At 33.7% G+C, this 14,999-nt stretch carries 13 protein-coding genes; 9 read left to right on the top strand and 4 right to left on the bottom strand.

Features of this window, described 5'->3' with window-relative positions:
• Nucleotides 1-40 precede the first annotated feature (40 nt).
• Entirely contained in the window at nucleotides 41-1,000 is a 960-nt protein-coding gene (locus SD960_RS22665) for a GSCFA domain-containing protein (RefSeq protein WP_318806138.1), read from the bottom strand.
• A 94-nt stretch (nucleotides 1,001-1,094) separates the two neighbouring features.
• The gene (locus SD960_RS22660; RefSeq protein ID WP_318806137.1) at nucleotides 1,095-1,898 is read right to left on the bottom strand and encodes a hypothetical protein; all 804 of its coding nucleotides are present in this window, start codon (nucleotides 1,896-1,898) and stop codon (nucleotides 1,095-1,097) included.
• A gap of 149 nt (nucleotides 1,899-2,047) precedes the next feature.
• On the opposite strand from SD960_RS22660, the gene SD960_RS22655 reads away from it, so the two are divergent.
• The gene (locus SD960_RS22655) at nucleotides 2,048-3,793 is read left to right on the top strand and encodes an ABC transporter ATP-binding protein (protein WP_318806136.1); all 1,746 of its coding nucleotides are present in this window, start codon (nucleotides 2,048-2,050) and stop codon (nucleotides 3,791-3,793) included.
• A gap of 67 nt (nucleotides 3,794-3,860) precedes the next feature.
• Here the strand turns inward: SD960_RS22655 and SD960_RS22650 are convergent, their stop codons facing one another.
• Both SD960_RS22650 and alaS read right to left on the bottom strand, forming a co-directional pair.
• The gene (locus tag SD960_RS22650; protein ID WP_318806135.1) at nucleotides 3,861-4,238 is read right to left on the bottom strand and encodes a GxxExxY protein; all 378 of its coding nucleotides are present in this window, start codon (nucleotides 4,236-4,238) and stop codon (nucleotides 3,861-3,863) included.
• Nucleotides 4,239-4,499: 261 nt separating this feature from the next.
• Complete coding sequence (gene alaS, locus SD960_RS22645) at nucleotides 4,500-7,136, bottom strand: alanine--tRNA ligase (RefSeq protein WP_318806134.1); 2,637 nt, start codon at nucleotides 7,134-7,136, stop codon at nucleotides 4,500-4,502.
• Nucleotides 7,137-7,382: 246 nt separating this feature from the next.
• On the opposite strand from alaS, the gene SD960_RS22640 reads away from it, so the two are divergent.
• The 8 genes from SD960_RS22640 to SD960_RS22605 all read left to right on the top strand — a co-directional run bounded on the left by SD960_RS22640 (nucleotide 7,383) and on the right by SD960_RS22605 (nucleotide 14,957).
• Nucleotides 7,383-8,360: a M23 family metallopeptidase gene (locus SD960_RS22640; RefSeq protein WP_318806133.1), complete on the top strand. Its 978-nt coding sequence runs from the start codon at nucleotides 7,383-7,385 to the stop codon at nucleotides 8,358-8,360.
• 47 nt (nucleotides 8,361-8,407) lie between these two features.
• Complete coding sequence (locus SD960_RS22635) at nucleotides 8,408-8,740, top strand: MerR family transcriptional regulator (protein ID WP_042563965.1); 333 nt, start codon at nucleotides 8,408-8,410, stop codon at nucleotides 8,738-8,740.
• Nucleotides 8,741-8,785: 45 nt separating this feature from the next.
• Nucleotides 8,786-9,367, top strand: a complete 582-nt coding sequence (locus SD960_RS22630; RefSeq protein ID WP_318806132.1) for a LemA family protein — start codon at nucleotides 8,786-8,788, stop codon at nucleotides 9,365-9,367.
• A gap of 86 nt (nucleotides 9,368-9,453) precedes the next feature.
• Nucleotides 9,454-9,891, top strand: a complete 438-nt coding sequence (locus tag SD960_RS22625) for a TPM domain-containing protein (protein ID WP_318806131.1) — start codon at nucleotides 9,454-9,456, stop codon at nucleotides 9,889-9,891.
• A gap of 3 nt (nucleotides 9,892-9,894) precedes the next feature.
• Complete coding sequence (locus SD960_RS22620) at nucleotides 9,895-10,731, top strand: TPM domain-containing protein (RefSeq protein WP_318806180.1); 837 nt, start codon at nucleotides 9,895-9,897, stop codon at nucleotides 10,729-10,731.
• 109 nt (nucleotides 10,732-10,840) lie between these two features.
• Entirely contained in the window at nucleotides 10,841-11,254 is a 414-nt protein-coding gene (locus SD960_RS22615) for an RrF2 family transcriptional regulator (RefSeq protein ID WP_042563962.1), read from the top strand.
• A 244-nt stretch (nucleotides 11,255-11,498) separates the two neighbouring features.
• Nucleotides 11,499-14,048, top strand: coding sequence for a TonB-dependent receptor (locus tag SD960_RS22610; RefSeq protein WP_318806129.1), 2,550 nt, complete (start codon nucleotides 11,499-11,501; stop codon nucleotides 14,046-14,048).
• A 171-nt stretch (nucleotides 14,049-14,219) separates the two neighbouring features.
• Nucleotides 14,220-14,957 (top strand): DUF2490 domain-containing protein, encoded by a 738-nt coding sequence (locus SD960_RS22605; protein ID WP_318806128.1) that lies wholly within the window; start codon nucleotides 14,220-14,222, stop codon nucleotides 14,955-14,957.
• Nucleotides 14,958-14,999 lie beyond the last annotated feature (42 nt).

Here is a 14,999-nt window from a genome sequence, read left to right as displayed (position 1 = left end):
AATAGTTAATTTCTTACTTTTAGATTTTGCCACGAAGGCCTTAAAATTTAATGTGTGGTAATTTTTCTCCAAGAACATTTATTCTTTGCTGAAGCTTGGCTAAGAATTTCTGATGCTGTTCTGATTCCGGATTAAAGCTTCTGTGGCGAAGGCTTTTTTGAATTTCTTCTATTTCATTCATGATCGAAATCGCTTTTTCGGCGATGTAGTTTTCACTGAATTTATGCCAGATATAATCAATTGCAACTTGATTGGGATGCAGCATATCTTCTCCATAAAAACGATAATCGCGAAGTTCGTCCATCATAATTTCATACGAAGGAAAATAGTTCGCAGTTATGAGTTTTGAGTTATGAGTTTTTAGAACTTGATGAAGTCCTGCAAACAGATGTGATTTACTTAATTGATTTTCGGCAAAACCGTCTTTAATATGACGGACGGGTGAGATGGTAAAAATGAAGTTTATATTTGGATTTATTTTCTGAATTAAATTGATTGTGTTTTGAATACTTTTTTCGATTGTATCAACGGATAATAATTCTTTTGAAAACTGTTTTTGAGGGACTTTAAGACAATTCGCAACGATTTCTTCATTTTCCAGGTTTCTATAAATCCATGACGTTCCGTAAGTAAAAATAATATGTGTCGCTACTTTTAATTGTTTATGCGTTTCTGAAATTGCTTTATTTAATGTTTCCAGTAATTCTTGTCGGTCTGGATTGCTTAAATCAGAATGCACCTCAAAAGAATGCCAGCGTTCATTGTGAAAGAAAACATCTTTTTCTGTAAATACTTTTTCCAGAACAGCTCTTTCGATTATTTTTTCTATCGAAACCGGATTAAAAATAATCCCGAATGGATTTGTTTCATTTTGAAATTTAAAATAATCAAATTTATCAGCCATATTTTCGGCAAAACAAGAACCAAAAGAAAGTACTTTCGAATTATAATCGATTGGATTATTGGTTGTAGAAAGCGGGATTTGAGTTCTGAATTGCATGGCTTTTTATTTAAAGACGAATTTCACCAATTTTTACCAATAAAAAAAGCCAGAAACAAAATGTTTCCGGCTTGTAGGAAATAAACTTTTTTGATTAGTAAGTGTATTCTATTTCATATTCTACTGATCCACCTCCACTCAAAGAGGTTTGTTTGGTTGGATAGCCATTATCATTATAAATGTAATTACTAATATAGTTTGCCGGCGTTGGAAAATCACTTAATATGCTTGTTGTTTTAATAACATTATTTTTTCCAAATTCACTAATCTCATTTAATAATAAGTCAAATCCTAAAATGTTTTTTAGAGGATTATGTTTTGCATCGTATTCGTATGTTCTTGTTCTTGTTGATGATCCTGAAATTTGAACTTCTTTGACAAGATTTCCATCTTTATAAGTCAATGTTCCTTCACTGTTTTTAACTTCTTCTTTTGTATTTTTATTTACATTATAATTAATATATGAAATAAGATTTGAAGAATGTACATAAACTATTTTTTCTATATACTCTCCATCAGGATACGCTGTACTAATATCCTCCTTAAAAATTCTGGTCTTTAATTTACCATTTTCATAAGTGTATTGAACTTCTGCACTTTTAATTTCCTTTCCTAATTCATCAATATCAAATTGCTCTTGTTTCATGATTTTGTCACCATCATAAGTAAATACTGTTTTTGAATCATTTTTAATGCTGCTTATGATTTTGTTGCCATTATAGGTATTTGTACTAATACTATTTGTACCCAAAAATATATCAGGATAAGTATAAGAAATGGTTTTAGGTAGTACAGAATTATCTTCCGAAGAAGAATCATCCGGAGAAGAATTTTCATCATTTGAACAAGATGTCAGTACCAATGCAAGAGCAAAAAAAAGAGATAGAAGTTTTTTCATTTTTTTAGTAGGTTATATAGTATCAATTGAGCAAATATAATCGAAAATCAAAAACATGAAAATATTTAATAGTTTTTTAAACTAAAAATCAACTTTACAAAGCAAAACTATTCACTACTTTTGCATCTTCCATAAATCTAAATTCATATATGAAATTATTATATTCTTATATAATCAAACATAAAATGCTCCTGTTTTTTGCTTTGATTATGGCTGCCATTAACATTTGTTTCAGCTTATCAGATTCTATTATTACCGGTAAATTAATGCAGGATTGCGGTGTTGGACTGCATAAATACAAAGGAAACGAAATTGGATTCATTAAATCCTTGTCCTTTTGGTTAGGACTTTCGCTTGGTGCTGCAATGATTTCCAGAATTACCAAAAACTTCCAGGATTATTTTACCAATGTCGTTATCCAGCGTACAGGCGCGCAAATGTATACTGACGGAATTAAAAAATCACTCGATTTACCGTATGCAGAATTCGAAGATCAGCGAAGTGGTGAAACTTTAAGCAAATTGACCAAAGTGCGTATTGATTCTGAAAAATTAATTACGCTTTCTATTTCTTTGATCTTTCAAACTGTTATCGGATTTATATTTGTAATTCTTTATGTTGCGCGAATTGATTATCGTATTTCGCTTATCTTTTTGGTAACAGCTCCAATTATTGCCTTAGTTAGTTCGTATTTAGGTAAGAAAATTAAAATTGTATCTAAAAAAATCGTCAATCAAACGAACGCTTTGGCGGGCTCTACAACCGAAAGTTTACGAAATATCGAACTTGTAAAAAGTCTTGGCTTAACGTATCAGGAAGAAAAACGTTTGAATTTAAATACGTTTAAAATCCTCCAGCTTGAACTGCAAAAAATCCGTTTTATCCGAAGTTTGAGTTTTATTCAGGGAACAACAGTTCACTTTTTAAGAACTTGTGTTGTTTTTACTCTATACTATTTCTTATTTGGAGGAAAAATTATTGTAGGCGATTTGTTGACAATGGTATTTTTTACTTTCTTCATTTTTGGACCTTTACAAGAATTAGGAAATTTTATCATTGCCTTGAATGAAACAAAAGTTTCAATGGAAAATTTCAAAATTCTACTAAGTGCCCCAAAAGAATTCCGCCCAAAAAATCCTAAACATGTTGGAGCAATTCAATCTTTACTTTTTTCTAATGTAAGTTTTCAGCATAAAACAGCAAAATTCAAAGCTGTTGAAAATATTAATTTTGAAATTAAACAAGGGCAAACCGTGGCTTTTGTTGGTCCGTCCGGTTCCGGGAAAACAACTTTAGTAAAATTATTAGTCGGCTTATACACCCCCGCAGAAGGTGAAATACTTTACAATGAAATCGATTCGACCGATATTGATTTATTAGATCTAAGAAAACAATTAGGATTTGTAACTCAGGATGCACAATTATTCTCGGGAACAATTCGTGAAAATTTATTGTTTGTAAAACCAAATGCAACCGATGAAGAATTGTATGATGCGCTAAAAAGAGCAAGTTGTGAAAAACTACTAAAACGTGCCGAAGATGGTTTAAACACCACAATCGGTGAAGGTGGAATCAAAGTTTCTGGTGGAGAAAAACAACGTTTGTCAATCGCCAGAGCTATTTTAAGAAATCCGAATTTGTTGATTTTTGATGAAGCAACTTCTGCATTAGATTCTATCACCGAAGAAGAAATCAACGCAACAATCAGAAATATATCCGATAAAAACAGAATTACCGTTTTAATTGCGCACCGTTTATCAACCGTAATGCACGCCGATAAAATATTTGTTTTAGAACAAGGGAAAATTATCGAGCAAGGTAAACATGATGACTTGATTGTTGAAAAAGGGTTGTATTATGCAATGTGGCGCCAGCAAATCGGGGAACGTAAATAAGTTTTTTTTAATCTCGCAAAGACGCAGAGTCGCAAAGTTGTTGATTGAAATCTTTTTACTTATCAATTTAAAGATTATTAACGATTCTTGTAATACCAAATTTAATCAAAGGCACATTAAAATTTATTAACAAACCTAATTTCATTTTTGTAATTTTCAAGTATGTCATAATTTGTTTTGCATGAACTTCTGTTATTTTTTCAATTGATTTAATTTCTAAAATTAATTTATTTTCAATTATCAAATCGGTTCGAAAACCTATATCAAGTTTAATTTCATCCCAAACAACGGGAAGTATTTTTTGTCTTTCGACGAATAATCCTTTGTTAGTCAATTCGTAGAATAGAATTGCTTCATATACTGATTCTAACAAACCTGGTCCAAGTTTCACGTGCATTTTGTAACAGATATCGACTACGATAGCTGAAATTTCATTTTCTGTCATTTTCAAATTTTAGCCAAATTTAAGGAAAAAACCTACTTTAAGAAGAAAAATTATGTAAAGACGCAAAGTTTAGTTTTAATTTTCTTTGCGCTTTTGTGAGATTCAAAAAAATATACTTACAAAAATCACAAGCTTATAAAAAAACTTTGCGACTCTGCGTCTTTGCGCGATTAAAAAAACGCTACTTTAATCACGCTGCAAAAAAAAGTCGCAAAGCTTAAAAAACTTTGCGACTCTGCGTCTTTGCGCGATTAAAAAATCTTACTTCACAAAATCAATGGCATGCGCCAAAGCCTCCGCAACTCCATTTGCATTCTTTCCTTTTCCGGATGCGAAGAAAGGCTGTCCTCCTCCATTTCCGTCAATGTATTTTCCTAATTCTTTGATGACAGCATTTGCGTTTAAGCTTTTGCTTGCTACCAATTCTTTAGAGATATAACAGTGAATATTTGGCAATCCATCTTCAATTGAAGCTAAAAATACAAACGAATCCGCTTTTGAACTTCCTAAAGCAGAAGCCAAATCTTTAGTTGAAGCCATGCTTAAATCAACTTGTTTGGCAAGGAAATTTACGCCGTTTACTTCTTGGAAATCTTTCTCCAATTCTGTTTTTATAGCACCAACTTTTTCTTTTAATAATTGCTCGATTTGCTTTTTCAATTTCGCATTATCATCTTGTAAAGAAGCTACTGATTTTAAAATATCCTGTGGATTTTTTAATGTTTCTTTTATTTCAGATAACGTATTCTCCTGATTTTTGTAAAAGTCTTTTACCGCATCACCTGTAATCGCTTCAATACGACGAATTCCAGCCGCTACTGCACCTTCAGAAATAATTTTGAAATGCCAGATTTCTGCCGTGTTTTTCACGTGAATTCCACCGCAAAGTTCTTTACTATCTCCAAATTCAATCATACGAACATTATCTCCGTATTTCTCACCAAATAAAGCCATTGCACCTTTATCTAATGCTTCTTTAATCGGAATATTTCTGTATTCTGTCAACTGCAATTGTGCTTCAATTTGCGCATTTACACTTGCTTCAACCTGACGTAATTCTTCATCCGAAACTTTAGAAAAATGCGAAAAGTCAAAACGTAAATAGTTCGGGTTTACTAACGAACCTTTTTGCTCTACGTGAGTTCCAAGAAGGTTTCTTAAAGCCAAATGCATTAAATGCGTAGCAGAGTGATTTTTAGAAGTTGAACCTCTTAAATCGTTATTTACTTTTGCTGTAAAACCAGCTTCAATATTTTCAGGCAATTGTTTTGCAAAATGCAAAATCAGATTGTTTTCTTTTTTTGTGTCGATGATTTCGATCGTTTCGTTTGCAGAAACCAAAGTTCCTTTATCGCCAACTTGTCCTCCACCTTCCGGGTAAAACGGTGTATTGTCTAAAACAATTTGATACAAAATTCCATCTTTTTTAGAATCAACTTTACGAATTCTTGTAATTTTTACATCATTTTCTACTTGATCATAACCTACGAAAGTTTCAACATTTCCAGGAATCAAAACCGTCCAGTCTTCGGTAGAAACTTCTGATGCTGCACGCGAACGATTTTTTTGTTCCTGCATCGAAGCATCAAATTCAGTTTCATTAAAAGACATTCCTTTTTCTTTTAAAATCAAAGCTGTTAAATCTTTAGGAAAACCAAAAGTATCGTACAATTCAAAAGCTTTTGCGCCCGAAACTTCAGAACCTTTAGTTTGTGCAATTACATTATCTAACAATTGTAATCCCTGATCCAAAGTTCTTAAGAAAGAAGCTTCTTCTTCTCGAATTACATTGGTAACCAATTGTTGCTGCGATTTGATTTCAGGAAAAAATTCTCCCATTTGGTTGGCCAGAACTTCTACCAATTTATTGATAAAAGGTTCTTTCGTACCCAAAAATGTAAATCCGTAACGAATAGCACGACGCAAAATTCTACGAATTACGTAACCTGCTCCCGTGTTTGATGGCAACTGTCCATCTGCAATTGCAAAGGCAACCGCACGAACGTGATCTACAACTACACGAATTGCAATATTGGTTTTGTTTTGTTCTTCTGATATGTTTTTTACTTCATCAGAGGTATATTTCAAACCTGTAATTTGCTCTACTTTTTCAATAAGCGGTGTAAAAACATCAGTATCATAATTAGATGTTTTTCCTTGCAAAGCCATACACAAACGCTCAAATCCCATTCCTGTATCTACGTGTTGTGCAGGAAGCTTCTCTAATGATCCGTCAGCTTTACGGTTGAATTCCATGAATACATTATTCCAGATTTCAACTACTTGCGGGTGATCGTTATTTACCAGACTTTTTCCTGTAACCAATGCTTTTTCAGATTCCGGACGTAAATCAACGTGAATTTCAGAACAAGGTCCGCATGGTCCCTGATCTCCCATTTCCCAGAAATTATCTTTTTTGTTCCCAAGAATAATTCTGTCTTCGTCGATTAAAGTTTTCCAGATATCCCAGGCTTCCTGATCAAACGGAACATTATCTTCTTTACTTCCTTCAAAAACAGAAACGTAAAGATTTTCTTTTGGGATTTTATAAACTTCTGTCAATAATTGCCATGCCCAGTTGATTGCTTCTTTTTTGAAATAATCTCCAAAAGACCAGTTCCCTAACATCTCAAACATGGTGTGGTGATAAGTGTCAAAACCTACATCTTCAAGGTCATTATGTTTCCCTGAAACACGAAGACATTTTTGCGTATCGGCTATTCTTTTACTTTTTGGCGTTCCGTTTCCTAAAAAATATTCTTTAAACTGGGCCATTCCCGAGTTATTGAACATAAGAGTTGGATCGTCCTTAAGAACGATTGGAGCAGAAGGAACAATTAAATGTCCGTTGCTCTTAAAAAAGTCTAGAAATTGTTTACGTACGTCTTGTGATTTCATATTTTATTAATGTGACAATTTGATAATGTGGTAATTAGATAATTTGGCAATTAGATAATTAGATAATTTTAAATTAAACTTACAGGTTCAAACAATAAACTACCCAATTGATTCATTATCTAATTATCTAATTGAATCAATTATCTAATTGTTTTATTCTTGAAAAAAGCTGTGAACAACTGAAACATTTATTAAATTTGTTCGACAAACTATTTTACAAGCTGCAAAAATAGGGTATTTTAAAATATGGCGAAAGTAAAATATTATTACGACTCAGAAAATCTGGCTTATACGAAAATAAAAACCAGAAAAAGAATCAAAATCGGTTACGCATTACTGTTTTTGCTGGCTGCGGCGCTGTTTGGATTTTTCATTTTTGTGCTTTTAATTAACACTCCTTACTTCGAAACTCCAAAAGATCGTTTCCAGGCACGTGAAATTGAAAATTTAAAATTGCAATATGCCATTTTGAATAAAAAAATGGACGAAATTGACGCTGTCACCGAGGCGCTTGAAGACAGGGATAACAATATTTACAGAGTTTATTTTAATAAAGCTGAAATTCCGGATTCTATTAGAAAAGCGGGTTTTAGAGATATTAACAGATATAAGGATTTAGAAGGCTACAACAATTCCCAATTGGTGTTAAATACAACAAAACGAATTGATAAACTTTCAAAACAATTGGCTATTCAGTCAAAATCATTAGACGAAATTTTGAAACTCGCGAGTGTAAAAGGAAACCTGTTACTGGCAATTCCTGCCATTCAGCCAGTTCAAAATGAAAATTTAAGACGTGTCGCGTCAGGTTTTGGATATAGAATTGATCCTTTCACGAAAGTGAGAAAAATGCACAACGGAATGGACTTTACCGCTCCTTCGGGCACTCCTGTCTATGCAACGGGTGATGGTGTTGTAGCAAGAGCCGATGATGCAGCTTCGGGATTTGGAAATCATGTTGTGATCAGGCATGGTTTTGGATATGAAAGTTTGTATGCGCATTTAAGCAAATACAATTGTAGAGCCGGGCAACATGTAAAAAGAGGCGATGTAATTGGATATGTGGGAAGTACGGGAAGATCTGAAGGTCCACATTGTCATTATGAAGTGCATAAAGATGGAAAAGTCGTGAATCCGCTTAATTTTTATTACGGAAATATTTCGGCTGTTGAATACGTTGCAATTTCCCATATGGCAAATCAGGAAAACCAGTCATTAGATTAATACTATAAAAAGTAGTAATTTTGGAATAAATAAGAAAAATAAGAATCATGCACATTGAACTTTCTAAAGATAAAAGATATTACAGCATTGGCGAAGTTGCCAAGGCTTTTAATGTCAACGCGTCTTTGATACGTTTTTGGGACAGCGAATTTGACATTTTGAAACCTAAAAAAAATGCCAAAGGCAACAGAATGTTTACGCCAGAAGATGTTACCAACCTGCAATTGATTTATCATCTGGTTAAAGAACGTGGTTTTACGCTTGAAGGTGCCAAAACGCATTTGAAGGAAGGACAAAAGAAAACATTAGATAAATTCGAAATAATACGTAAATTAGAGACCATAAAAACACAATTAACAGAAATTAAAAACGAATTATAACAATAATATCAAAAACTAGAAATAAAAACTTAAATCAGAACAAACATGAAAAAATGGTTAATCCCCGTAATAATTATTGTAGCGCTTATCGCTATTGTTGCATTTTGGTCAATTGGAATTAAAAATACCGGATTAAAATACAATCAGGCCGTTAATAAGGAATGGGGAAATGTACAAACAGCTTACCAAAGAAGAAACGATCTTATTGGAAACTTAGTAAATACAGTAAAAGGTGCTGCTGATTTTGAGAAATCAACTTTAACGGCTGTTATCGAAGCTCGTGCAAAAGCAACTTCTGTTACGGTTGATCCAAGTAATGTAACTCCGGAACAATTAAAAGAATTTAACCAGGCACAAAGTGGTGTTTCTTCATCTTTGTCAAGATTGTTAGTTTCTGTAGAGCAATATCCTACATTAAAAGCAAATGAAAACTTCTTGAAATTACAAGATGAATTGGCAAGTACTGAAAACCAAATTTTGACTGCAAGAACTCGTTTTAATGAGACAGTTCAGGAATACAATGGTTACATTCTTTCTATTCCAAACAAATGGTTCTTAGATTATAAAGAAAAACCATATTTTGAAGCTTCTACAGGAGCAGATAAACCAGTTGAAGTAAAATTTTAAAATTAGACTTTAGATTATCAGACTCTTAGAATCTAAGATTAGTCTAAAAATCTAATTTCTCAAATCTAAACTCTAAAATACTCCCAATGTCAAAAGTAGAAGATTTTTTATCCAAAGAAGAAGAACAAGAAATTGTTGAAGCTATTCGCGTGGCCGAAAAAAATACTTCTGGCGAAATAAGAGTACATATAGAAAAAACAACTTCTAAAGTTCCTTTTGACAGGGCTTTAGAAGTTTTTCATGAATTAAAAATGGATGAAACCCAACTTCAAAACGGTGTTTTATTTTATTTTGCCATCGAAGATAAAAGCTTTGCTATTTGCGGAGATAAAGGCATTAATGATGTTGTTGCAGCAGATTTTTGGGATTGTACCAAAGATAAAATGGTGGAACAATTTAAAGCAGGAAATTTTAAACAAGGAATTGTCGACGGTATTTTGAACGCCGGCGAACAATTAAAAAAGAACTTCCCGTGGTCTGAAGGTGACACAAACGAATTATCAAACGAAATTTCAAAAGGTTAAATGATGAAAAATTCCAACAATACAATTTTAAATTCCAACGGAATTTTTCAGTTTACTTTTTTATTTATCGCGTTTTTTGTCTGCAATAGTATTTTTGCTCAATTTACTATTCCCGAAAAACCAAGTTTTCAGACTTCAGTTTACGATTATGCAAATATTTTAAGTGCATCAGAAAAAACGCAGCTTGAAGAAAAATTAATTCGCTATTCAGATTCTACCACAACTCAAATTGTCGTTATTACAATCGAAAGTTTAAAAGGTGAAGATGTAAGCCAGCTAGCCACAAAATGGGGACAAACCTGGGGAATTGGCGGAACAAAACAAGATGATAATGGTGTTATTATTTTATTGGCCAAAAACGAGAAAAAAATTGCTATTAATCCAGGATACGGAGTTGAAGATCGTTTAACGGCCGGAATTGGAGGAACAATCATCAGAAACATTATTATTCCCGAATTTAAAGCCGGGAGCTTTTACAATGGTCTTGACAAAGGAACGGATGCTATAATTGACGTTTTTAAAGGAAAATTTAAAGGCGAAAGAAAACAAGCTTCTAAAGGAAAAAATTTCCCGATACTTCCTTTTATTGTTATTGTCGTAATTGTATTAATTTTGATGTTCAGAAATAAAGGCGGAGGAGGAAATTCGGGCAATAATAACGGCGGCGGACCTAGTTTAATGGATGTAATTCTTTTAAGCAGCCTAGGCAGAAGCAGCGGAGGATTTGGCGGTTTCGGCGGAGGATCATCAGGTGGTGGTTTTGGCGGCGGAGGCGGTGGCTTCGGCGGAGGTTTTGGCGGCGGCGGATTCTCTGGTGGAGGCTCTAGCGGAAGCTGGTAACTAATTTTGTTTCTTTTGTTTCAGGTTTCAAGTTTCAAATTTTATGCTGAAAATTAGCTCTCAGTTTAAAATTCATAATTCATAATTTATAATTCATAACTAAATATAGATGTTATCACATAAAGCAAAATACGCCCTTAAGGCCTTACTTTATTTAGCAGAACAAGACGAAAATCACATTTCCAGAACTGTGGAAATTGCTGAGGGAGCTAACATTCCTAAAAAGTTTTTAGAGCAAATTTTATTGGATCTAAAACGCGGACGTTTTGTGAGCAGTAAGCAGGGAAAATTTGGTGGATATTATCTGATAAAATCAAAAAATGAAATTACTCTGGCAGAAATTCACCGTTTATTTGATGGTGCAATTGCACTTTTGCCTTGCGCTTCCTTAAACTTTTACGAACCCTGTTCTGATTGCAAAACCGAGTCAGAATGCAGCTTACATCACGGTTTAGTGCTTATTAGAGATAAAACTTTGAAAGCAATGGAAGGGATCACAATAGCTTCATTAGTAAAGAAATAAAAAAATATTTTCTAATTCCTAGTAAATCTATAGAATTTACATATATTTGCAAAAAAAGTTAACAAATCGATCCAAAATTTTAACCCTATGAAAGTACATTCCAGTCCAACAGATGTATCAAAAAATCTTTTGCAAAATAATTATAGTTCATTCACAATGGTGAAAAGTATTTCTTGTATGATGTGTATGTGTTGCTAAAAAAAATTTATTTTAAACTCTACTAATCACATATACTTAATATAAAATGAAAACTATATATAAAATATCACTTACAAGCATTTTTTTACTTTTCGCCTTCACAACATCTTACGCACAAAATATTGAAGGTATTGTTAACACAAACGAAAACATTCCGCTAGAAGCTGCAAATGTTGTTATAAAAGGAACAACTTCGAGCACTACTACAGATCAAAACGGAAAATTCAGCATAGATTCAAAAGGAAAACTTCCTATTACACTTTTAGTTCAGTACGTAGGCTATAAAACTACAGAAATAGAAATTACAGCATTACCAACAGCGCCTTTACAATTAGTTATTCGTGAAGAAAATGAACTTATTGAAGTGGTTGTTTCTTCAAGACGTCGTATCGAAAAAGTTCAGGACGTACCAATTGCGGTTTCTGTTATTACAGGAAAACAAGCAGAACAAACCGGAGCTTTTAACGTAAACCGTATTAAAGAATTAGTTCCTTCTGTTCAATTATACTCTTCAAACCCAAGAAATACGGGAATTAACATTCGTAGTCTTGGATCTCCTTTCGGATTAACAAATGACGGAATCGATCCTGGTGTTGGTTTTTACGTAGATGGTGTTTATTATGCACGTCCGGCGGCAACAACACTTGATTTTATCGATGTTGAGCAAATTGAAGTTTTGCGTGGACCACAAGGATCTTTGTTTGGAAAAAACACTACTTCGGGAGCATTTAATATTACAACCCGTAAACCAAGTTTTACTTCCGGGGCCGATTTTGAAGTGAGTTATGGAAACTACTCTTTCCTTCAGGCCAAAGCATCTGTTACAGGAGCTTTAGGTAAAAAAGTAGCTGGTCGTTTATCTTTTTCAGGAACTCAACGTGATGGTTTAATTGATAATGTTGCCACAGGAAGAGCTACTAATACATTAAACAATCAGGGAATTAGAGGACAATTGCTTTGGACTCCAACAGTAAATACAAATATTGTATTGGCTGCTGATATTACGACACAACGCCCTGACGGATATGCTCAGGTAGTTGCGGGCGTTGCGCCAACACAAAGAGCTGCTTACCGCCAGTTTGACGCTATTATTGCCGATTTGAATTATCAATTGCCAAGCAGAAATGCATTTGATCGTAAAATTGACCAGGATACCCCATGGCGTTCTAATCAGGACATGGGAGGAATATCTCTTAATATTGATACCAAAATTGGAGGCGGAACTCTTACTTCAACAACAGCATGGAGATTCTGGAATTGGGATCCGTCAAACGACAGGGATTTTACAGGATTACAAGTATTAGCAAAATCTCAAAACCCTACAAGACAAACTCAAATTACACAGGAAGTTCGTTACGCAGGTCAGTTAACCTCAAGAATAAGTGGTGTTGCTGGTGTATTTTTTATCGATCAAACCTCTCAAACAGATGGTACTGAAGAGTCTGGAGATGCACAATGGAGATTTGCACAAAGTTCAACAAGTGCGTTATGGAAAACTCCGGGACTTTTTGAAGGATACGGAATTAAAACAGATGCCAATATCAGAGCGTCAAGTGCCGCAGTATTTGGTCAGATTGACTGGGCTATTACAGACCGTTTACACGTTTTACCAGGTGTGAGATATAATTTTGATAAAAAAGATGCTCACTATGCCCGTACAACTTATGGAGGTTTACAAACTACAGATCCTGCATTACTTGCTTTAAAAAAACAAGTTTACTCTGATCAGGCTTTTGATTCAAGCACAGACAACACCGATTTTTCAGGAAACATAACCGTATCTTACAAAGCATCGGATAAAATTAATGCTTATGCAACTTATGCAAAAAGTTACAAACCAGTTGGTGTAAACGTTGCCGGACTTCCAACAAATTCTGCAGGAGAACCTTTGCTTGATCTTGCGGTAATCAAACCAGAAAAAGTAAATCATTATGAGGTGGGTGTAAAAACTTCTCCTTTTAGAAATTCAATTTTCAACTTAACATTCTTTCAAACAGAAATTAAAGATTTCCAAACCAACGTTCAGGCAGCTGAATTGGGTGTAAATCGTGGATATCTTGCTAATGCTGATAAAGTACGTGTACAAGGTGTTGAACTTGATGCTAGTTTTGTTGTAAGTCAACATTTAACGATAAATGGAGCAGCAACTTATACAGATGGTAAATATGTAAAATTTACCAATGCACCGCTTCCATTAGAAGAAACCGGAGCTCCAGTATCCTTTAAAGATGTATCCGGATCAACTTTACCTGGTGCTTCAAGATGGGCAGGATCTTTAGGTGGCGAACTTTCTGATAATGCAAAATTCTTTGGGAATGCAGGAAAAGTATTCTTAGCAGTAGATTCTTATGCCCGTTCTGAGTTCTCATCAAGCCCTTCTGCTTCAAAATATTTAGTAGTTCCGGGATATGCTATTTTTAATGCTCGTTTAGGTTTCCGTGCATCGCAGGGATTATCTGTTCATTTCTGGGGCCGTAACCTTTTAAACAAAGATTATTACGAACAATTATTACCAGCAGGTGGAAATACAGGACAATACGCAGCGGTATTGGGTGACCAGAGAACGTATGGTGTTACTTTAAAATATTCACTATAAATTGAGTTAATTTAGATAGTTGAAGCGAGATAGATTTTAAATTTATCTCGCTTTTTTTATGTTCCAATTTTACAAAATCACAAAATTGAAAAGAAAACCAATTTAAAAATCAAATTGTTACCTCATAAATCAATTCTCATTTACATATATTCGCAGCCTGAATTTATATAAATGAAGATCCTCAGGATATTTTTCTTTTTAAGTCTTTTTTCTCAAATTGGTTTTGCTCAAACCAAAAGAAATTTTGATCAGCAAACACTGACCTGGATTCGGTATTATAATATTTTGCCTTTAACTCAAAAATGGGCGCTGCATTCTGAATTTGATAATCGCAGTTTTATAAATCCTGTTCAAGAAAATCTTTTTGTTTTAAGAGTTCAGGGAAGATATCGCGCCACAAAACTTGTAGATTTGGGTGGAGGATTTGCTTATTTTAATGTCAATACTCAAGATCCGCACGTTGATCCTGATTATTCAATTCCTGAATATCGCGCCCAGCAGGACATTACTTTAATTAATGATATTGCAAAAATCACTTTTCACAATCGTTTTCAATTAGAAGAACGATTTATACAAAAAGCAACTAAAACTGAATTACTTAATGATTTTTCTTTTGCTTTAAGGTTCAGATACCGATTGCAATCGACTTTTGATCTTTGGAAAAAAGAAAAACGAAGTTTAAAAGGTACTATTTCTGATGAAGTTTTATTCAATTTCGGAAAAGACAATAAAAGAAACACTTTCGATCAAAACAGAATTTACACGGCTCTACGTTATCATTTCAATCCCAATATTGGTTTGGAATTGGGATATCTAAAAAGTCTTCAACGACGTGCCAGCGGCGTCGATTTTTATGATCGGGATATTATTCGTTTTACTATTTATCATAGAATTGACAGGAAATTTTAGATTTTAGATTTTAGATTTTAGATTTTAGATTTTAGATTTTAG

This window comes from Flavobacterium sp. MMLR14_040, from assembly GCF_033657265.1.
GTDB lineage: Bacteria > Bacteroidota > Bacteroidia > Flavobacteriales > Flavobacteriaceae > Flavobacterium.
The sequence above is the reverse complement of the archived record's forward strand: the minus strand, read 5'-3'. Positions and strand labels throughout refer to the sequence as shown.